The 20,552-nt window shown below is 62.1% G+C and carries 16 protein-coding genes; 9 read left to right on the forward strand and 7 right to left on the reverse strand.

Translation table 11 applies throughout. The annotated features are described in order from the left end of the window. Window positions 1-81 precede the first annotated feature (81 nt). The 7 genes from ASG03_RS01505 to ASG03_RS01535 all read left to right on the forward strand — a co-directional run bounded on the left by ASG03_RS01505 (window position 82) and on the right by ASG03_RS01535 (window position 6,579). Window positions 82-534 (forward strand): DUF2852 domain-containing protein, encoded by a 453-nt coding sequence (locus ASG03_RS01505; RefSeq protein ID WP_062477307.1) that lies wholly within the window; start codon window positions 82-84, stop codon window positions 532-534. Window positions 535-662: 128 nt separating this feature from the next. Beyond that, window positions 663-1,442, forward strand: a complete 780-nt coding sequence (locus ASG03_RS01510; protein ID WP_062691673.1) for a M48 family metallopeptidase — start codon at window positions 663-665, stop codon at window positions 1,440-1,442. 75 nt (window positions 1,443-1,517) lie between these two features. Continuing rightward, complete coding sequence (locus ASG03_RS01515) at window positions 1,518-2,192, forward strand: phosphoribosylanthranilate isomerase (RefSeq protein ID WP_062691675.1); 675 nt, start codon at window positions 1,518-1,520, stop codon at window positions 2,190-2,192. Continuing rightward, window positions 2,189-3,409 carry a tryptophan synthase subunit beta gene (gene trpB, locus ASG03_RS01520; protein ID WP_062477299.1) on the forward strand — a complete coding sequence of 407 codons (1,221 nt, stop codon included), beginning with the start codon at window positions 2,189-2,191 and terminating at the stop codon, window positions 3,407-3,409. Before ASG03_RS01515 ends, trpB begins: the two co-directional genes overlap by 4 nt. A gap of 4 nt (window positions 3,410-3,413) precedes the next feature. Further along, window positions 3,414-4,253, forward strand: coding sequence for a tryptophan synthase subunit alpha (trpA, locus tag ASG03_RS01525; protein ID WP_062477295.1), 840 nt, complete (start codon window positions 3,414-3,416; stop codon window positions 4,251-4,253). 49 nt (window positions 4,254-4,302) lie between these two features. Next, window positions 4,303-5,232 carry an acetyl-CoA carboxylase, carboxyltransferase subunit beta gene (gene accD, locus ASG03_RS01530; protein WP_062691678.1) on the forward strand — a complete coding sequence of 310 codons (930 nt, stop codon included), beginning with the start codon at window positions 4,303-4,305 and terminating at the stop codon, window positions 5,230-5,232. 6 nt (window positions 5,233-5,238) lie between these two features. Continuing rightward, entirely contained in the window at window positions 5,239-6,579 is a 1,341-nt protein-coding gene (locus ASG03_RS01535) for a bifunctional folylpolyglutamate synthase/dihydrofolate synthase (protein ID WP_062691680.1), read from the forward strand. An 80-nt stretch (window positions 6,580-6,659) separates the two neighbouring features. Here ASG03_RS01535 and trxA read toward each other — a convergent pair whose 3' ends face one another. The 7 genes from trxA to ASG03_RS01570 all read right to left on the reverse strand — a co-directional run bounded on the left by trxA (window position 6,660) and on the right by ASG03_RS01570 (window position 17,610). Continuing rightward, entirely contained in the window at window positions 6,660-7,025 is a 366-nt protein-coding gene (trxA, locus tag ASG03_RS01540) for a thioredoxin (protein WP_274533631.1), read from the reverse strand. A gap of 60 nt (window positions 7,026-7,085) precedes the next feature. After that, window positions 7,086-10,655, reverse strand: coding sequence for a double-strand break repair helicase AddA (gene addA, locus ASG03_RS01545; RefSeq protein WP_062691682.1), 3,570 nt, complete (start codon window positions 10,653-10,655; stop codon window positions 7,086-7,088). After that, on the reverse strand, window positions 10,648-13,836 hold the full coding sequence (gene addB, locus ASG03_RS01550; protein WP_062691684.1) for a double-strand break repair protein AddB: 3,189 nt from the start codon (window positions 13,834-13,836) through the stop codon (window positions 10,648-10,650). Before addB ends, addA begins: the two co-directional genes overlap by 8 nt. Before the next feature lie 13 nt (window positions 13,837-13,849). Continuing rightward, a complete protein-coding gene (locus ASG03_RS01555) occupies window positions 13,850-14,578 on the reverse strand; it encodes a nucleotidyltransferase family protein (protein WP_062477278.1) in 729 nt (242 codons plus the stop codon). Window positions 14,579-14,687: 109 nt separating this feature from the next. Beyond that, window positions 14,688-15,299 carry an alpha-ketoglutarate-dependent dioxygenase AlkB family protein gene (locus ASG03_RS01560; RefSeq protein WP_062691799.1) on the reverse strand — a complete coding sequence of 204 codons (612 nt, stop codon included), beginning with the start codon at window positions 15,297-15,299 and terminating at the stop codon, window positions 14,688-14,690. A 136-nt stretch (window positions 15,300-15,435) separates the two neighbouring features. Next, window positions 15,436-15,870 carry an alternative ribosome rescue aminoacyl-tRNA hydrolase ArfB gene (gene arfB / locus ASG03_RS01565; protein ID WP_062691687.1) on the reverse strand — a complete coding sequence of 145 codons (435 nt, stop codon included), beginning with the start codon at window positions 15,868-15,870 and terminating at the stop codon, window positions 15,436-15,438. Between the two features lie 129 nt (window positions 15,871-15,999). Beyond that, window positions 16,000-17,610: a phosphoenolpyruvate carboxykinase gene (locus tag ASG03_RS01570; RefSeq protein WP_062691689.1), complete on the reverse strand. Its 1,611-nt coding sequence runs from the start codon at window positions 17,608-17,610 to the stop codon at window positions 16,000-16,002. Between the two features lie 383 nt (window positions 17,611-17,993). On the opposite strand from ASG03_RS01570, the gene ASG03_RS01575 reads away from it, so the two are divergent. Together ASG03_RS01575 and ASG03_RS01580 are read left to right on the forward strand one after the other, a co-directional pair. After that, entirely contained in the window at window positions 17,994-18,725 is a 732-nt protein-coding gene (locus tag ASG03_RS01575; protein ID WP_092935839.1) for a response regulator transcription factor, read from the forward strand. Between the two features lie 86 nt (window positions 18,726-18,811). Then, window positions 18,812-20,548 (forward strand): sensor histidine kinase, encoded by a 1,737-nt coding sequence (locus tag ASG03_RS01580; protein ID WP_156379652.1) that lies wholly within the window; start codon window positions 18,812-18,814, stop codon window positions 20,546-20,548. Window positions 20,549-20,552: the final 4 nt, after the last annotated feature.

Raw genomic sequence — 20,552 nt, forward strand, 5'->3', positions numbered from 1 at the left:
CTTGTGGAGGAATGCTGCTATTCCCACATCGACGTCAGCGGGTTCGACGACCGAACCCTCCATTGACGAGGACCAAACTCCATGAATCAGCATGCCTTGATCCGTCCTGACTGGACGCCCGCGACCATTGCGTTGATGGTTCTCGGCTTCGTCGTGTTTTGGCCGCTTGGCCTTGCCATGCTTGCTTACATTCTATTCGGGGAACGTCTGAAATCGTTCAAGCGTGACGCAAATGCGTCCGTCGATACCGTGTTTTCCACGTTCAGGGGCGGCTTTGGCGGACTGCGCCGGACGGGCTTCACACGCGGCACGTACCGCGCAGGCGATACAGGCAACGTCGCTTTCGACGATTGGCGCGAAGCAGAACTGACACGTCTCGATGAAGAGCGTCGCCGTCTGGATGACATGCGCGAAGATTTCGACGCCTATGTGCGCGAATTGCGTCGCGCCAAGGACCAGGACGATTTCGACCGCTTCATGCGTGAGCGCAGGACCCCGTCGAACGGCCCGGTCACAGGTTACACCGGCAACTGAGCTTCGGAGCGCCGGCTAACCGTACGGTGATCTGACCTCCCCAAGGCCGGCCTTCCTCATGCAGGAAGGCCGGCTTTTCCTTGTCGTGCCGGGCGCGCTAGGCCTACGAATCATCTATCAGGGACATCATGTTTCCTCTGCTGCTGAAGCCCGTTCGCCGTAAGAAGCCGGTACAACCCGTCCGGCCGGTGACGAAGACTGTCGTGAAGACGCTGGTCATCGATGAACGGTCTGTCCCCTTGACGATCCGGCAAAATCCCCGTGCGACACGCATGACGTTGCGCATCGAGCCGGGCGGACGGGCCTTGAAGATGACCATCCCTCCAGGGTTGCCTGATCGCGAGGTGACGCAGTTTCTCGACCGACACCAAGCCTGGCTTTCAAGCCGGCTTGCACGTTTTTCCGGCGAGAGCGTTCTCGAAGATGGCGGGATGATCTTCGTGCGCGGCGTCGCTCATCGGATCGAACGAACCGGTCGTCTACGCGGTGTCACGGAAAGCGTCGTGATCGATGATGAGCCGGTGCTCAGGGTCAGCGGCGCGCCCGAGCATCTCGGTCGTCGGATCGCCGACTTTCTCAAGAAGGAGGCCCGAAAGGATCTGGAGCATCTCGCGCCATCCCATGCATTGCAGGTCGGACGACCAATCAAGTCCTTGACGCTTCGCGACACGCGAAGTCGCTGGGGCTCCTGCGCCGTGGACGGCGCGCTGAATTTCTCATGGCGCATCGTCATGGCACCACCCTATGTCATCGATTACCTGGCAGCGCACGAGGTGGCGCACCTCAAGGAGATGAACCACGGACCGAACTTCTGGGCCTTGTGTGAGCAGCTCTGCGTCCGGACGCCGGAGGCCCGCCATTGGCTGAAGCGCAATGGGACGCTCCTCCATGCCATCGACTTTACCTGATCACAGCTGCGGCGATCTGCGCGAGGCCCTGTTTTGGCTCGACTCGCGGGCCGATTCATGCAAATGCGGTGCCGTATGACCATCGATGTCAAGATCTGCGGATTGAAGACCGCCGAAGCCGTCGACAAGGCCGTTGCCTTGGGCGCGAACCATGTCGGTTTTATCTTCTTCGAAAAGAGCCCGCGCCATATCGAGCCGGACGACGCCGCGCGGCTTGCGGAGCGCATACGCGGGCGGGCGAAGATCGTTGCTGTCACGGTGGATGCGGACAACGATACGCTGGACGAGATCGTCTCGTCGCTCGATCCGGACATTCTGCAGCTCCATGGCCACGAGACGGCCGCGCGTGCACTGGACATCCGCGCGATCTACGGTCGCCCGATCATGAAGGCGTTTTCGGTGCGCGAGGCCGAGGATCTCCGGGCGGTCGACGCCTATATCGGCATTGCCGATCGCTTCCTGTTCGATGCCAAGGCTCCCAAAGGCTCGGAAATTCCCGGCGGCAACGGCATCTCGTTTGATTGGACGCTCCTTGACGCGCTTGACGCCGAGGTGGATTACATGCTTTCCGGCGGTCTGAACGCCGGAAATATCCGCGAGGCACTGGAGATGACAGGCACGCGCGCGATCGACATCTCCTCTGGAGTTGAGCGCGCGCCCGGCGTCAAGGACCTACGCCGGATGGAAGAGTTTTTCGATGCCGTTGCTGAGGCCCGCGCGGAGCCTTTCCGGTCAAGGAGCACGACGTGAATCAGACCCCCCTACCCAATTCCTTCCGTTCCGGTCCCGATGAGGACGGTCGCTTCGGCATTTTCGGCGGTCGTTTCGTCGCGGAAACGCTGATGCCGCTGATCCTTGATCTTGAAGCCGAGTGGGAAAAGGCCAAAACCGATCCCGCCTTCAAGGCTGAACTCGAACATCTCAACACGCATTATACCGGCCGTCCGAGCCCGCTTTATTTTGCCGAGCGCCTGACGGAAGAGCTGGGCGGCGCCAAGGTCTACTTCAAGCGCGACGAGCTGAACCATACCGGCTCTCACAAGATCAACAACTGTCTCGGCCAGATCCTGCTTGCCAAGCGCATGGGTAAGACCCGCATCATTGCGGAAACCGGTGCCGGTCAGCACGGCGTGGCGACGGCAACCGTCGCGGCCCGCTTCGGCCTGCCCTGCGTCGTCTACATGGGCGCAACCGATGTCGAACGCCAGTCGCCCAACGTCTTCCGCATGAAGCTGCTCGGTGCGGAAGTCCGCCCGGTCACGGCGGGCCACGGCACGTTGAAAGACGCCATGAACGAGGCCCTGCGCGACTGGGTCACCAATGTCGACGATACCTACTATCTGATCGGCACGGCTGCCGGCCCGCATCCCTATCCGGAAATGGTGCGTGACTTCCAGGCTGTCATCGGCCGGGAAACGCGCGAACAGATGCTGGCGATGGAGGGCCGCCTGCCAGACATGCTCATCGCGGCAGTCGGCGGCGGCTCCAATGCCATCGGCCTTTTTCATCCGTTCCTCGACGACGCCAGCGTCAAGATCGTCGGTGTCGAGGCGGGCGGCAAGGGTCTCGACGGCGAGGAGCATTGTGCCTCGCTTACGGCGGGCACCCCGGGCGTCCTTCATGGCAACCGCACCTACCTGTTGCAGGATAGGGACGGACAGATCAAGGAAGGCCATTCCATTTCCGCTGGCCTCGATTATCCCGGCATCGGGCCCGAGCACTCCTGGCTGAAAGATGCCGGTCGGGTCGAATATGTGCCGATCATGGACCACGAGGCGCTCGAAGCCTTCCAGCTTCTGACCCGCGTCGAAGGCATTATCCCCGCACTTGAGCCGAGCCATGCACTCGCCGAGGTCATCAAGCGGGCGCCGACGATGGATAAGGATCAGATCATCGTGATGAATCTCTGCGGACGCGGCGACAAGGATATCTTTACCGTCGGCAAGCTGCTTGGAATGGGGCTGTAACAAGATGAGCGCACGTTTCGACAGGACATTCGCCAAGGCTTCCGCCGAGCATCGCCCGGTGCTCGTCACCTACATCATGGGCGGCGATCCGGATTTCGACACGTCTCTGGCGATCATGAAGGCGCTGCCGTCCGCCGGCTCCGATATCATCGAACTCGGCATGCCGTTCTCCGACCCGATGGCGGATGGCCCGGCGATCCAGCTCGCCGGCCAGCGTGCTCTTGCCGGTGGCCAGACGCTGGAAAAGACCCTGGAGCTCGCGCGCCAGTTCCGCAAGACGGATACCGACACGCCGATCGTTATGATGGGCTACTACAATCCGATCTACATCTACGGCGTGGATCGCTTTCTCGAAAATGCCCTCGCCGCCGGTATCGACGGATTGATTGTCGTCGATCTGCCGCCTGAAATGGACGACGAGCTCTGCCTGCCCGCGCTCAAGAAGGGCATCAGCTTTATTCGGTTGGCCACACCGACCACGGGCAGCCGCCGCCTGCCGAAGGTCCTCGAGAACACCTCCGGCTTTGTTTATTATGTCTCCATGAATGGCATCACAGGTTCGGCTCTTCCCGAACCGGCTCTGGTCGGCGGTGCGGTGGCGCGCATCAAGGAGCACACCAGACTGCCTGTCTGTGTCGGCTTCGGCGTCAAGACCGCCGAGCATGCGCGCGCCATCGGTGCGTCGGCCGACGGCGTGGTCGTTGGCACCGTCATCATCAATCAGGTCGCGTCCAGCCTTACCGAAGACGGTCAGGCGACGGGCGCGACTGTCCCGGGCGTCGAGGCCCTGGTGCGCGGTCTCTCGGCCGGCGTCCGGGCTGCGCGTCTTGCAGCGGCCGAATAATTGCCCACATACGGGGTAATGACTGGCTGAACGATTTCAGGAGTTTCACGTGAACTGGATTACCAACTACGTCCGCCCGAAGATCAATTCGATGCTCGGCCGCCGCGAGGTTCCGGAAAACCTCTGGATCAAGTGCCCGGAGACGGGCGAGATGGTATTCCACCGCGATCTTGAAGATAACAAGTGGGTCATCCCCGCATCCGGCTTTCACATGAAGATGCCGGCCAAGGCCCGTCTGAAGGATCTTTTCGATGCGGGCGTCTACGAGACGCTGCCGCAGCCGAAGGTGGCGCAGGATCCCCTGAAGTTTCGCGACTCCAAGAAGTACACCGACCGCCTGCGCGACAGTCGTGCGAAGACGGAGATGGAGGACACGATCCTTGCCGGTCTCGGTACCGTCGAAGGGCTGAAACTGGTGGCCGTCGTGCACGAATTCGCCTTCATGGGCGGTTCGCTCGGCATTGCCGCAGGCGAGGCGATCATCAAGGCCTTCGAGCGTGCCATCGCCGAGAAGTGCCCGCTGGTCATCTTTCCAGCCTCCGGCGGTGCGCGCATGCAGGAGGGCATTCTCTCTCTCATGCAGCTGCCGCGCACCACGGTCGCCGTGCAGATGCTGAAGGAAGCAGGTCTTCCCTATATCGTCGTCCTGACCAACCCGACGACGGGCGGCGTTACGGCGTCCTATGCCATGCTGGGCGATCTGCATCTGGCCGAGCCGGGTGCCGAAATCTGCTTTGCCGGCAAGCGCGTCATTGAACAGACAATCCGCGAAAAGCTGCCCGAGGGCTTTCAGACGTCGGAATATCTGATGGATCATGGCATGATCGACATGGTGATCAAGCGCCATGATATTCCCCAGACGCTCGCACGGGTGCTGAAGATTATGCTCAAGAAGCCCGTCGATGCCGTGAAGCGGCCCGTTCAGCCGGAGATCGTGGCGCCTGCGGCTGCCGCCGTGCCGGTCGCGGCCAGCGTCTAGCGCGCGATGACCACCGAGGCGCGCGAAGCCACGCAGGAGATCGACAAGCTCCTTGCGCTCCATCCCAAAGGCTTCGATCTGTCGCTGGAGCGCGTCACGCGTCTTCTCGACCGGCTTGGCAATCCGCAAGACAGGTTGCCGCCGGTCATTCATGTGGCGGGCACGAACGGCAAAGGATCGGTCACGGCATTCTCGCGGGCAATTCTCGAGGCTGCGGGTCTGTCGGTCCATGTCCATACCTCTCCGCATTTGGTGAGGTGGCACGAACGCTATCGTCTCGGCGTAAAGGGTGGGCGCGGCGCGTACGTGTCGGATCCCGTCCTTGCCGATGCCGTACGCCGTGTTGCCGCCGCCAATCGCGGCGAGACGATCACGGTGTTCGAGATCCTGACCGCCGTCACGTTCCTTCTTTTCTCCGAGCATCCGGCCGACGTTGCCATCATCGAGGTGGGCCTCGGGGGGCGCTTCGACGCAACCAACGTCATCAAAGCGCCGGCCGTTTCGACGATCATGCCGATCTCGCTCGACCATCAGGCCTATCTCGGCGATCGCGTCGAGCTCATTGCGGCCGAAAAGGCCGGCATCATGAAGCGCGGCTGCCCCGTCGTCATTGGCCAGCAGGAGGAAGAGGCTGCACGCGACGTGCTCGTGAGCACGGCGGAGCGCCTCCGATGCCCGGTGTCCGTCTACGGGCAGGACTTCCACGCACATGAGGAATTCGGTCGGCTGATCTATCAGGACGATGACGGATTGATCGACTTGCCCCTTCCACGCCTTCCCGGCCGTCATCAATATGCCAATGCGGCTGCTGCGATCCGCACGGTGCGTGCCGCCGGCTTCCAGCCGGCCGATGCGGCGATCGAGACAGGGTTGACGACAGTCGAATGGCCCGGCCGACTCCAGCGGCTGACAACCGGACGACTGGCAGAGTATGCTCCGAAGCGCGCCGAAATCTGGGTCGACGGCGGGCACAATCCCGGCGCCGGCAAGGTGATCGCCGAAACCATGGCGAACCTTGAAGAACGCGATCCAAAACCGCTTTTTCTGATCATCGGCATGATCAACACAAAGGATCCCGCGGGCTATTTCCAAGCCTTTTCAGGCCTTGCCGAGCAGGTTTTCACGGTTCCGATCCGCGGATCCGATGTCGGCATCGACCCGGTGGCTCTGGCAGAAGATGCCGCGGCGCAGGGTTTCGACGTTGAACCTGTCGCCTCGGTGGCGGAGGCGCTCTCGATCCTCTCCGATGCGTTTGCCCATCAGCCGGTGGCCCCGCGCGTCCTCATCGGTGGCTCGCTCTATCTCGTCGGCAACGTGCTCGCCGACAATGGGACGCCGCCTCGTTGATCATGTCGGCATCGGGATGAAGACGGCATAAAAAAACCCGGCTGCGAGGCCGGGTTTCTGATGTCTGGGAACGCGATCGCTCAAGCGGCCGCGTTGGAAATCCAGGATGTCAGCGCTGTCTTCGGCGCGGCGCCAACCTTGATGTCGGCAACCTCACCGGCCTTGAACAGGGCCAGTGTCGGGATGGAGCGAACGCCATACTGCGCTGCGATCTCGGGGTTCTCGTCGATATTGATCTTGGCGACCTTTACCTTCCCGGCCATCTCGTTCGAAATTTCTTCGAGGCTCGGTGCGATCATCTTGCAAGGGCCGCACCACTCTGCCCAGAAGTCGACGATGACCGGCTCCTGTGCGTTGAGAACTTCATCCTGAAAGTTGGATGTATCGACTTTCACGGTCGCCATGATGCGCTCCTGATTTCTAAGTGCGGGTTTTACGGTGCGGATGACCCGCAAGGCATGTCCAGGATGTGATGATCCAGACGGTCAATTTCAATGTCCCCTATCTCATTTTGTCGCGAGGTCCACAAGCGCGGCATCGAGAAGCGCATCGGGCACCTCGATTGCGCGCGGGCCCTCGGTGAAAACCAGGATGCAGCGGAAATGGTGCGAGGGATAGAGCGGCCGCAGGATTTCCCGATAGATCGCTAGCTGCGTTCGGTACACCAAGGGCACGGCGCCGACATCGTCGGGAACCGTGCGATTCGTCTTGAAATCGGCAATCACGACAGCGTTGTCGGCAACGGCCAGACGATCGATTCGGCCGGAAACCGCGTGGTCGCGGGCTCCGAGCCGTAGAGTGCCCATGATCGATACTTCTGCGCGGCTGCTGGCGGAAAACAGCACGGAAAGCGCAGGATCCTCGATAACGGCGAGAACGGATTGCACGATGTCCGACCGCTGCCTGTCGCTCCAGCCAGGGACGGCGCGCGACAGGTAGAGGGCGGCATCGCTCTCGCGATTCTGCTGCGGCCGCGCAGGCAGGACTTGCAGCAGCCGGTGCAGGACCGCACCGCGCAACAGGGACGGGCCGGTCCGTCGGTCGTCAGGGAAAAGACGGGAGCCCATCGTGGTGTCCGCCGCATCCGCCTCAACCGTGAAGCCGGCTCCGGAAGGGCTCAGAGGGCGCGGAAGGTGACGCTGCGGGGGCAGCGGCTCGAGGAGCGCGGGCGGCAAGTCCCCGACAGCATCGACAGCAGTCTCGCGCGTGACGGCTTCGATGTCGAGATCCGTCCGCTTCGTCAGAGCCTGCCAGCGCGCCCCGCTCCATTGCAGTTCACCCACGGAAAAATCGGCAGGCACCAAACGGCCTTCCGCATCTGCTGCAAGGCCGGCCTTGACCATGGCATGCCAGCTTTCGGGATTGTCGAGCTTGCCGCGATAGCCACAGACGATCAGGCGGTCGGCCGCGCGCGTCATTCCGACGTAGAGCAGCCGGCGATACTCCTCCTCGGCGCTGGCCTTCAGGCGTTGGGTATCGCTGTCGATGAGGCTGTTGGACGGCGCCCGGGGCGGCCGCCAGACGGGGACGGTCAGCGTCTCTCCATCGGGACTGCGGCCGCGCGGCGACGGCACCATGCGAAGGGCCGGAACATGCTGATTGTTGAAAGCCTTGCCGCTGCCGTCGACAAGAAAGACCACCGGTGCCTCCAGACCCTTGGCGGCGTGAACGGTCATGACGCGAACCTCGTTCCGCTCCTTGTCCTGCTCGCGCTTGATCGTCGGCGCTTCCAGTTCGAGACCGGAGATGAAGCTTTGCAGCCCGGGAAGCCCATTGGCTTCGTGATCAAGGCAGAAGGTCAGAAATTCATCCAGGATATCGCTGACCTCACTGCCGAGCCGCGACAGAAACGCGGCGCGCCCGCCATCCGCCCCGAGCAGACGTGCATAAAGATCATGCACGGAGAGGGTATCTGCGAGCATCCGGTAGGTCGCCAGCCGGGCCACCAAGGGCTTCAGGGTCGGATCCTCCGATGCCGCGAGCGCATGCCAGAGGCTCTGGCCGAGGGGTCGCAAGGTTGCGGCGTCTGCCAGCATCTCCTCGGTCACGGCAAAAAGCGGGCTCTTCAGGAGGGCGGCCAGGGAAAGGTCGTCCTGCGGCAAAAGCAGGAACCGGCCAAGTGCCATCAGATCCTGCACGGCTATGTGCGCCGTCAGCACCAGCCGGTCTGCGCCAGCCACGGGAATATCGTGGCGCGTCTTTAAAGCGCGCATGAGCGCGTTCACAAAGGCATCACGCTTGCGCACCAAGACGATCACGTCCCCCGGGCGCATGACACGGCGCGTATTCTTTTCGATGATGGTCTCGGTACCGATCCAGCTGGCAAGCGTCGCCGCGATCCGTTCAGCCAGAATGTTCGCCGGCGCATTTTCCGGCGTGGCATCGAAGGCCGCGGTCCAGTCCTCCTCTTCAAGGCTCGGCGCAGGCGCGATCGCATCCCAGATTTCGACCAGACCGGGATGGCCCACGCGGTTGGAGGCGTGCACCACGGGCTCGTTGCGGGCGCTGAGACCGCGCGCGTGAGCAGGTTCGCGAAACACGCTGTCGACGGCGGACAGCACGTCCTCGGTCGACCGGAAAGAAAGCTGCAGCCGGACGGGGCTGAAGGCGAGACCACTGGCGTCGATTCGACGTCTTGCTTCGCGTTCCTCCTCCGAGAATCGCTCCGGCCGCGCGCCTTGGAACGAGTAGATCGACTGCTTTTCGTCACCGACAGCAAAGAGGGTCCGATGGCGGCCGCGGGCGCTGTCGCCGGTGAAGAAATCCTCGGCGAGGGACCGGATGATCGACCACTGCACCGGGCTCGTATCCTGCGCTTCATCGACCAGGATATGGTCTATGCCCTGGTCCAGCTTGTAATGCACCCAGGCGCCGACATCGGACCGCGTCAGCAGACGCGCGGTGCGGTTGATCAGGTCGTCGAAGTCCAGCTGGCTGCGGCTTTTCTTGATGTCCTCGTAATCCTGGGTAAGCCGTTCGGCGAGCACCAGGGCGGCTTGTGTCGCCTCGAGCATATGCAGAAGCGCCAATCTGTCGGCAAGCGACAGGACGGCGTCATAGGCGGCCTGCATCTTGTCTTCCAGATCAGGCGCCGCCTTGCGCAAGGGCGCAGAAAAAAATCCGGACATCGCAAGCGGCTTGCCTGACGATCCCGAAAAGAACAGGTTCCGAATGGCCTGGTAGCGCTCGAGCGGAGTCGTCAACTCCGCGACGGCTGCAAGCCCATCGGCAAAGCCGCGGACCTTGGCGCCGCCCGACGTTCGACAGAGGTCGATATAGCGCGTGAGATCCGCACCATTGAGGCCGGCCAGCGGCCAGAACTGCGCAACGACGTGATCGACTGTCTCCTCCGCCCCAAGGCCCAGAGCCTCGCGAAGAACAATTTCCGTGCCGCCGCGCTGTTCGGCTTCGCTGAAGAACGCCTGAAGTGCGGTGCGATTGGCCACAATCATCGAAAGCAGGCTTTCGAGCCCGGTGTCGTCAGCCAATGACAGGACGGTTTCGAAGGCGCCGGTCAGCACCGGATCGCCTTCCGTTGCGGCAGCGGTCAGGAGAAGGCGGCGTGCGTCGGCCAGGAGGATCGTTGCGGTTCGATCGTCCAAAACGGAGAAATGCCCGGCGACATTGGCCTCGAGCGGAAACTGATGCAGCAGCGCTTCGCAGAAAGCATGAATGGTCTGGATCTTCAGCCCGCCCGGCGTTTCCAGCGCACGCGCAAACAGACGCCGGGCTTCGGCGACGGTGGCAGCGCTCGGTGCCTTCCCTTCCAGCGCCTCGATCCTTGCCGAAAGCGTCGCATCGTCCAGCGTCACCCACTCCGCGAGACGCTCGAACACGCGGTTCGACATCTCGGCTGCCGCCGCCTTTGTGTAGGTCAGGCAGAGAATGGCCGAGGCGCGGCACCCCGAAAGCAGCAGCCTGATGACGCGCTGTGTCAGAACATGCGTTTTTCCCGATCCGGCGTTGGCCGACACCCAGGCCGATCGGTTCGGGTCGGAGGCCAGTGCCTGCTGCTGCGTCGTCCAGTCCAGCCAGTCAACGGCAGATCCGCTCACCGGTTCGAGGTCATCAGGCATCCCCCGTCTCCTCTTCACCATCGGCCGTGGACCATTCGGCCACACGCGCCAGATGATCATACTCGCCGCCGTAGGATTTTTCCTTCTGGACGATCACGCGCGAGGCGAAGCCACGCTGTCCGACCTGTAGTGCCCGAAGCAGGCCGGTGAACTGGGCAAGCGATTCGTCCGCCAGCATCTCCGCGGTCTTCGGCTCGACGTCGCCTTTCGCACGCCCCTCATTGTTGACTTCGTCCACGTCGAACCGATCTCCGGGTTTCAGCCGGACGTAGAGGAGGGAGGAGGGGTGTCGCTTGCCGACCTCCTTGAAGGCACCGGCCTTCAACGCGGCTGCCTCGAGCGGAAGTTGCGGATCGAGCAGTGCGCGAGCCTCCTTTACCGAAGGGCTTGCACCGGTTTTATAGTCGACGATCACAGCCGCGCCATCTGGGCCGATGTCGATGCGGTCTGCGATACCCGTCAGCTCGATGTCGGCAACGCCGACCTTGAATCTGGCGTAGCGCTCCAGGAAGGATTGCCGGATGTTATCTTTTCGGGAGATCTCCCAATCGATAAAGGCGCGTCCGACAGCGGCAAAGCGTGGCCGCCAGATCACGTCGATATGAACGGGCAGGTGCTGTTCGTCGAAGGCTTCATCGATCAGCTTCGTCATGATCATCGAGGCTTCGGGACTCGCGGGATCGACGTCACTCTTGGCGAACCGCTCAACGATGGCATGGTAGATCGTGCCGCGTTCGGCAGCGCCTGGGTCCGCATTGAACCCGTCTACCGGCTGGAGACGCAAGATGCGCCGCGCATAGACGGAATAGGGATCGCGGCGCAGCCGTCCGACCTCACTGAAGGAATAGCGCTGCGGCTGCAGGGCGAAATCCGGCTTGGGCTCGGGTCGACGCGCCAGCGGCGTGTCCGGCCGCGCGTCGAGCAGGGCGGCATAGCGCAGACGGTCTCGTCCGTTCTCCCGCAGGCGCTGACCGAGATCCTTGCCCCCGACGGCAAGGAGACGTTGCAGCCAACGTGAGGCGACGGTCGGCGTCGCGCCCTTGCGCAAGGATCTGCTGAACACGAGACGGCGCGTGCCGCAGGCCATCTGCAGATCGTGGGCAAGCTGGCCGATACGCCGCTCCGGTGGTTCCAGGCCGATGCCGGTCTTCATGCTGCGTGACAGGAACGGATCGTTTGCCGTCTGTCCCGGCCATGTTCCTTCGTTCATGCCGCCAAGCACAACAAGATCGACACTCTGGAGTCGCGCTTCCAGGGCCCCGAAGATGAAGACCCGTGGGTGCCGCATGGCCCGTGGCTTGACGGCAGACCCGGCCATCAGCGCCTCGACCGCCTCGCACCATTGTCCCCCATCGGCCTCGATCTGTCCGTCCGCCTCGATGACGGCGCGCAGCAGGTCGGCTAGAGCCTCGCCAGCCTCGCCGGACCAGAGGGCTCCGAGATCGCTCGTCTCGGTCATGGCGATGCCTTCCAGCGCCCGGCCGGTCCGCTCGGCCCACTCCGCAAGGGTCAGCGAGGTGCTGAAGCCGCCACTGCCCTTTCGTCGCCGCACCAGCATGGAAACGAGGGGCTCGACAGCTGCGGCAATGGCGCCAGCTGCGAAGCGGACCTCTTCGATGTCCACATCCGTCACCTGTGTCAGCCATTCGGGAGCATGGCGGTCAGCCCGCCGGCTCAAAGCTGCCTCGTCAAGCAGGGGCCGGAGATCGGCAATGTCGGCCGGTGCCGTGCCTCCACGCAGAGCCAGCAATTCCAAGAGCGTTGCCGCCGGTCGAAAACGCTCGGCGGAAAGACCGAAGCGGGCAAGCGGGTGCTTGATCAGCGTGGTGATGGCGACGGGATCCCCAGGGCGCAATGCGACATCGAGCATAAGACGCAGAAGTGTGCCTTGAGGGGTGGATGCGAGCGGCGTTCCCGCGGAGTCGTCCGCCTCGATGCCGAAGCGCTGCAGCTCCGCGGCGACCCGACGCGCGAGATCGCGGTCGGGCGTGATCAGTGCAGCCTGGCATTCCTCGTCCTTCTGCAAGGCCAACCGCAAGGAAAGCGCGATGGCTGTTGCCTCTTCGCGCTCGTTGACGGCCTCGATCAGGGCTGCATCCGCAAACGCTGCCTCGACGCGTCGGGCATCGAGCGACCGTCTGACACGGTCCCAGGAACTGGTCGCCTCGACCGGCAGGAAGGCGTGCGACAATGTTTCTGCACGGTCGGCAAGATCATTTTCGACGGTGCCGATCGAAACAACTTCCGACCGGGAAATGCCCATTCGTCGCAGAAGTCGCACGAATCCATATTGCGGATGGCTACGACTGGCGGAATCGTCGCGGCGCGCAGTGTCCATGAGTGGCGGATCAATCAGGTTCCAGTCCGGTTCCGTCATGGTCCCGTCCAGCCCGGGGAGCACGATGGCGCCCTGGGCCAGCTTTTGCACGGCAAGGATGAGGCGGGCAGTCGCAGGAATGGAACCGGTCGAACCCGCGATGATGATCGGACCGTCTATGGCGCCCGCCGCAATCCGGTGACTTTCGGCCTCGAGCACGGCGTTGCGATGACGCGCGGGCGAGGAGCGGCTGAGTTCTGTAAGCCGCGCCGGCCAGAACTGGCTGGCGATCTCGAGGAATTCGAGCGTCAGCGTCCACCACTGCGCATAGTTGCTGGCATCAAGCGAGCTCAGGCTCGTCCAGTCCAGATCCTCCGTCTCGATGTCGTCAATGATCTGTACCAGGTTTCGGGCAAGCCAAAGGGCATCGGCCGGACTGGCCGGGGCGATCAGCGGGCTATCGCCATGAAGCTCGGTCACGATGCGCGGCAAAGTGTTACGCCAGGCAAGGATCAGCCGCGACAGCTCGATCAACCGAGCCGGGCCGGTCAGCGGCGGCGCAAGATCGAGGACGGCAGGAATCTCGGCATCGAAGAAGCCGCTGTCGTCGTCCGTCTCGCCCAGCGCCCGGATAACGGGGAGAATGGCCGAGCGGGCTCCAAGGCAATCGACAAACTCCGAGCGCAGCACGCGCGCCGCGCGCCGGGTGGGCACGAAGATCGTGACGCCGGCAAGCGACAGCGGGTCTGTCGGGTCGTACCGGTAGTCCGGAACGACCGTTCCGTCGCAGATCGCATGGACAAGCGTCTTCAAAAAGGGAACGCCGGCGGGGATCGTCAAGACGTTCTGTCGCGCTGGCGTCACGATCTACTCCCTTTCAATTTCCGGCTGCCAGCCGCGCGAACTGCGCTTCGGCCTTGCCGATGGCATCCGGCGTTCCCACCGTGATCCACTCGCCTTCGAGCATCAGACCGTACAGCCGCCCGGCGGCGATCGCCTTGTCGAAATAGATGTTGAGATTGAAGGCATCCGTCGGAGCATCGTCAAACAGCGAACTCATCATGGCAATCGCGCCGGCATAAACGACCGGCCGGGAAAGCCCCTCGGCATAACGCACGAGTTGACCGTCGGCTTGAAGCGAGAAATCCTTCTTGCCGTCATGTCCTGTCGTTTTCTCCAGTTCGACGCAGAGAAGCAGCATGTCCATGAGCGCGGGATCGAAAGCCTCGGCCAGTCGCACGAGGTTGCTGCGGCCCTCCGGCTCTCCGATCCAGAAGAGATCGGCATTCATGACGAGCACGGGTCCGGCATCGAGGAGCGAGAGACCCTTGGCAAGTCCGCCGCCCGAGTTCATCAGGCGATCGCGTTCATCGGAAATGCGGATAATGGGTGCAGCGCGGGCGTGGAGATGGGCTTCCATGCGGTCCGCGAAATGATGCACGTTCACGGCAGCGGTCTTGATACCGGCATCAACCAGAAGATCGAGCACATGATCGATCATCGGCTTGCCCGCGATCGGCACCAGCGGCTTCGGCATCGTGTCGGTAATCGGTCGCAGGCGCGTTCCGAGCCCTGCGGCCAGCACCATGGCATTGTCTATGAGCATGTGCCTTCCCTGATTGACACCTTGATTCGCTATCAAAGCTTGCATCATTTCCGAAACCCGGCAGGGTTCAAGGACGCTTACCTGCAGGTGGCACGTTACCAGCCGTTTCTCAAGGCGTGACGCGGCGGAGTGTGAGGTTGAGACGTCCGCCATTCTTCAGAAGCGTTGATGTCGCGGGGTAGATCCGATCGACGCCATGAAAAGCAAGCCGGCTTTCTCCAGCCAGCACGACGATATCGCCGCTCGACAGCTTGAACGAAACCGTCCGGTCGCTGCGTTCGCGACCGCCGACCCGAAACAGGCAGGCATCGCCGAGTGACACGGAAACGACAGGCGTCTGAAGATCCTGCTCGTCTTTGTCCTGATGCAGCCCCATCCGGGCCGTCTCCGCATAGTAGTTGACGAGACAGGCCTGCGGCGGCTTCGAGGCACCTGCAATGGTTTGCCAGAGATCAAGAAGGCTTTGCGGAATGTCCGGCCATGGCCGTTGCGTCACGGGATGAACCGGCTGGTAGCGGTAGCCAAGTGCCTTGTCCGTAACCCAGCCAAGCGTGCCGCAATTCGTCATCCGTACCGAGAGTTCTTTGCCGGTTTTCGGCATGGCCGGGCGGTAGAAGGGCGCGGCAGCGACAATGTCCCTGACCTCGCTGACAAGAGCTTCCTGTTGATCGCGATCCAGAAAGCCGGGAATGTGGCGAAAGCCTTTCGGCAGGACCAGCATGGCCTTCTCCTGTGTGCGTTGCTGCCAGACGGTCGAGGCGCATCCCACCGTGATGACGTCTCCCGCCATCATTTCATCAAAGCTCTTTCAGCCGACGGGTTGCCTCGTCAAAGAGATCGCGGACTGTCTTCATTCTCTATTCGCCATCCGGCCGGCCGCGCATCTTCTTGACCTCTCCGCGTCCGCTTTTGGCTTTCAGACGACGTTCGACCGAGCCGCGGGTCGGCTTGGTCTTGCGGCGTGGCGGAGGTGGAGGTTCGGCTGCCTTCAGGATCAGCGCCTTCAACCGCTCCCGCGCATCCTCGCGGTTGCGGTCCTGGCTCCGGAAACGATTGGCCTCGATCATCAACACGCCATCCTTTGAGACCTTGCGACCGGCAAGGCCAATGGCAATGTCGCGGATGCGCTCCGGCAAGGAAGGGGATGCGGCGATATTGAAGAAGAGCTGAACGGCTGTCGCCACCTTGTTGACATTCTGCCCACCCGGGCCGCCTGCCAGCACGAACTGTTCGCTCAGCTCCCAGCTGGCAATCACGATCCGATCGTTAATATAGAGGGGGTCGCTTGCCATTCCGTCACCTTTCGTTCCCTGTTTATTCCAGCTCTGAGAACATTGTAAACCGGGCAGAACGATAAAACCCGGCGCTTGGTCAGCGCCGGGTTTCACGTGAAAACATGATGCGGCCTTTCGGGTCCGCGTCTATTCGGCAGCGATCGCCAGTCCCGGTGCCGCATCCCGCACACCGCCATCGACATGGCTTTCAAATTTGGTGAAGTTCGCCACGAACATGTCGGCCAGCTTTCTGGCCTGTGCATCATAGGCCGCCCCGTCTGCCCAGGTCGAGCGCGGGTCGAGAATACCGCCCGTGATGCCGGCGACCTCGACAGGAACCGCAAAGCCGAAACTGGCATCGATGCGCATTTCTGTCTCCGCCAGCGAACCATCGAGCGCAGCCGCCAGCAATGCGCGTGTCGCGTTGATGGGCATGCGACGTCCCGTACCGTAGGCGCCTCCGGTCCAGCCCGTGTTGACGAGCCAGCAGGTCACATCGTGCCTTGCAATCAGTTCCCGCAGCAGATTGCCGTATTCGCTCGGATGCCGTGGCATGAACGGCGCGCCGAAGCAGGTCGAGAAGGTGGCCTCTGGTTCGGTCACGCCCTTCTCCGTACCGGCAACCTTTGCGGTGTAGCCGGAGAGAAAGTGGTACATAGCCTGATCGGCCGTCAACTTGGCGATGGGCGGCATGACGCCGAAGGCGTCGGCCGTCAGCATGATGATCGTCTTGGGATGACCGGCTGTGCCTGTTGCGCTGGCATTCGGAATGAAATCGAGCGGGTAGGCGCAGCGGGTGTTCTCCGTCAGCGAGCCGTCGTCGAAATTCGGAACCCTGGCGTCATCGAGGATCACGTTTTCCAGCACGGTGCCGAAGCGCTTGGTCGTTGCAAAGATTTCCGGCTCCGCTTCGGCCGAAAGACGGATCGTCTTGGCGTAGCAGCCCCCTTCGAAGTTGAAGATCCCATCCGTGCCCCAGCCATGTTCATCATCGCCGATGAGCGTGCGCTTCGGATCGGCCGACAGCGTCGTCTTGCCGGTGCCGGAAAGACCGAAGAACACCGCAGAAGCGCCATCCGGACCAACATTCGCCGAGCAATGCATCGGCATGACGCCTTTCTTCGGCAGCAGGTAGTTCAGTGCCGTAAAGACCGACTTTTTCATTTCGCCGGCATAGGATGTGCCGCCGATCAGCACGAGACCGTTGACGAGATCGCAGGCAATCACCGTTTCCGTGCGGCAGCCATGACGGGCCGGATTGGCGCGGAAATGGGGTAGATCGATGATCGTGAGTTTCGGCGCGAACGTTTTCAGGCTTTCGCGATCCGGACGGATCAGTAGGTTACGGATGAAAAGGGAGTGCCAGGCGAATTCGGTGATGACGCGCGTGGGCAGAGCGTTGTCCCTGTCGGCGCCTCCGATCAGATCCTGTACATAGAGCGAACGACCGCGGGCATGGTCAAGCATGTCGTTGTAGAGCGTTTCGAAGTGCGCCGCAGATATTTCCTTGTTGTTGTCCCACCAGATCTGGTCGGTCGTGCCTGCATCGCGCACGATGAACTTGTCCTTGGCAGAGCGACCGGTGTGCTGGCCGGTCAGCGCACGCAACGCACCGTCTGCGGTAACCTGTGCTTCGCAGAGACGCAGGGACTCTTCATAGAGTTCTGCAGGCGTCAGATTGTAGCGCACGGCGACGACGTCTTTGAAACCGAGTGTAGCGATCCCGAGATCCGGATTGCGAATGCCAAATTCTTCCATGAGCGCTGCTCCCCTGCGTTGTGTCTGGACCGCAACATGCGGGAGAGTTCTAGAAAACGCAAGACGACACACAGGAAAATCCAATAAATTCAATATATTAATCGATTTAAAGAAAATTATTCAATTTTCAATCGGTTTAACTGGCAAGTTGAAATGGAGGTTGGAGGCGGTGAAGATCGACTTTCGCCCATCTTGTGCCCGCGCAACATTTTCGCTTCGCCACAATTTGTTCCACCTTTATACTCATGAACGCGCGCCGGCCTCGGCCGACCTCCCCATGCGGAGTTCTGTCTGTTCTGGCCGGCCTCTGTCGATAATGCCTCTCTCTCCGCAGGAGACGGGCAGATGAGAGAAGGCGCGAAGATATGATGGAGCGGAATACAATGCAGACCATTGCACTTGTCGACGACGACCGGAACATCCTGACGTCGGTTTCGATCGCGCTGGAAGCGGAAGGCTACAAGGTCGAAACCTACACCGACGGTGCCTCTGCGCTCGACGGTCTCCTTGCGCGCCCGCCGCAACTCGCCATCTTCGATATCAAGATGCCGCGCATGGACGGAATGGAGCTTCTGCGCCGCCTTCGGCAGAAGTCGGACATTCCCGTCATCTTCCTGACATCCAAGGATGAAGAGATCGACGAACTCTTCGGTCTCAAAATGGGCGCCGACGACTTTATCACCAAGCCGTTCTCCCAGCGCCTTCTGGTCGAGCGCGTGAAGGCGATCCTGCGCCGCTCTGCCAATCGGGAGGCAGCCGCTGCCGCCGGTCCCGCAGGCCTGCAGAAGATGAAAGACGACATTCAGGCGCGGTCGCTCGAGCGGGGCCAGCTGTCGATGGACCAGGAACGCCACACCTGCACCTGGAAGAACGAGCCCGTGACGCTGACGGTGACCGAATTCCTGATCCTGCATTCCCTCGCGCAGCGGCCCGGTGTCGTGAAAAGCCGGGACTCCCTGATGGATGCAGCCTATGACGAGCAGGTCTATGTCGACGATCGCACCATCGACAGCCACATCAAGCGACTCCGCAAGAAATTCAAGATGGTCGACAACGACTTCGATATGATCGAAACCTTGTATGGCGTCGGTTACCGGTTCCGCGAATCGGCCTGAGGCCTGAACAGCGCGCGAGCGGGAGAGGCTAAGCATCAGACGTGGCGGATATCACGAGGCATGCGGCGATTGAGGATGCGGACGGGGTGTATCGCCCCGGCCGGCGCTGGGCGCATCCCTTCACCCTGATCCGACGCCTGTTCGGCAATGCCGTCTTTTCGAGCCTCACGCGCCGTATCCTGTTTTTCAATCTCGTGGCGCTCGTCGTGTTGGTCGGCGGCATCATGTACCTCAATCAGTTCCGTGAGGGTCTGATCGACGCCCGCGTCGAGAGCCTGCTGACGCAGGGCGAGATCATCGCAGGTGCCATCGCAGCCTCGGCGTCGGTGGACACCAATTCCATCACCATCGATCCCGAAAAGCTGCTCGAGCTGCAGGCGGGGCAGAGCATCACGCCGCTGCCGCGCGACGAAGACCTGGAATTCCCGATCACGCAGGAGCGCGTTGCGCCTGTGCTCCGGCGGCTGATTTCGCCCACCCGAACCCGTGCCCGTCTTTTCGATGCCGACGCCGATCTCTTGCTCGACAGCCGTCATCTCTATACCGGCGGGCAGGTTCTGCGCTTCGATCTTCCGCCGATCGAGCCTGAGAACGAGACGCTGACGGGCAGGCTCAACACCTGGTACAACCGTATGCTTCAGCCGGGCAACCTGCCGCTCTACAAGGAGCCTCCAGGTGGCAACGGATCGATCTACCCGGAAGTCATGAACGCGCTGACCGGTGTGCGCGGCGCGGTCGTCCGGGTCACGGAACAGGGCGAGCTGATCGTCTCCGTTGCCGTCCCCGTGCAGCGTTTCCGCGCCGTTCTGGGCGTCCTTCTTCTCTCGACCCAAGCCGGCGATATCGACAAGATCGTCCACGCCGAGCGGCTGGCGATCATTCGTGTCTTCGGTGTCGCCGCTCTCGTCAACGTCATCCTGTCGCTGCTTCTGTCGAGCACGATTGCCAATCCCCTGCGCCGCCTGTCGGCCGCAGCGATCCGCGTGCGCCGCGGCAGCGCCAAGGAGCGTCAGGAAATTCCCGATTTTTCGTCGCGACAGGACGAGATCGGCAATCTTTCGGTGGCCCTCCGCGATATGACGGGCGCGCTCTACGATCGCATCGCCGCCATCGAGAATTTTGCTGCCGACGTCAGTCATGAACTGAAGAACCCGCTGACCTCGCTGCGCAGTGCGGTGGAAACCCTGCCGCTTGCCCGCAGCGACGACTCCAAGAAGCGTCTGATGGATGTCATTCAGCATGACGTGCGTCGGCTTGACCGTCTGATCAGTGACATTTCCGATGCCTCACGGCTCGACGCGGAGCTTGCCCGCAGCGATGCGCGCATTGTCGATCTTGAAAAGCTGCTCGGCGATCTCGTCGATATCTCGCGACAAGTGCGCAACAAAAAGAAGGCGGTACTGCTCAACTTCGTCGTGGAGAGAAAAGACAACCCGAAGGCGCGCTTCGATGTCAGCGGCTATGAACTGCGCATCGGGCAGATCATCACAAACCTCATCGAGAACGCCCGTTCCTTCGTGCCGGAAGAGGGCGGACACATCATCGTGCGGCTGACGCGCAACCGCACGCGCTGCATCGTCTATGTCGAGGACAACGGCCCGGGCATCCAGGCCGAGGACATCGACCGTATCTTCGAGCGCTTCTATACCGACCGGCCGGATGGCGAGGATTTCGGGCAGAATTCGGGCCTCGGTCTCTCGATTTCAAGGCAGATCGCCGAAGCGCATGGCGGCACGCTGCGGGCCGAAAACATGACGGATTCGCACGGGACGATCACCGGCGCGCGCTTCATCCTTTCGCTGCCCGTCGGCGAGGCGGCGTGAGCCC

Source organism: Rhizobium sp. Leaf341, assembly GCF_001424325.1.
Taxonomy (GTDB): Bacteria; Pseudomonadota; Alphaproteobacteria; order Rhizobiales; family Rhizobiaceae; genus Ferranicluibacter.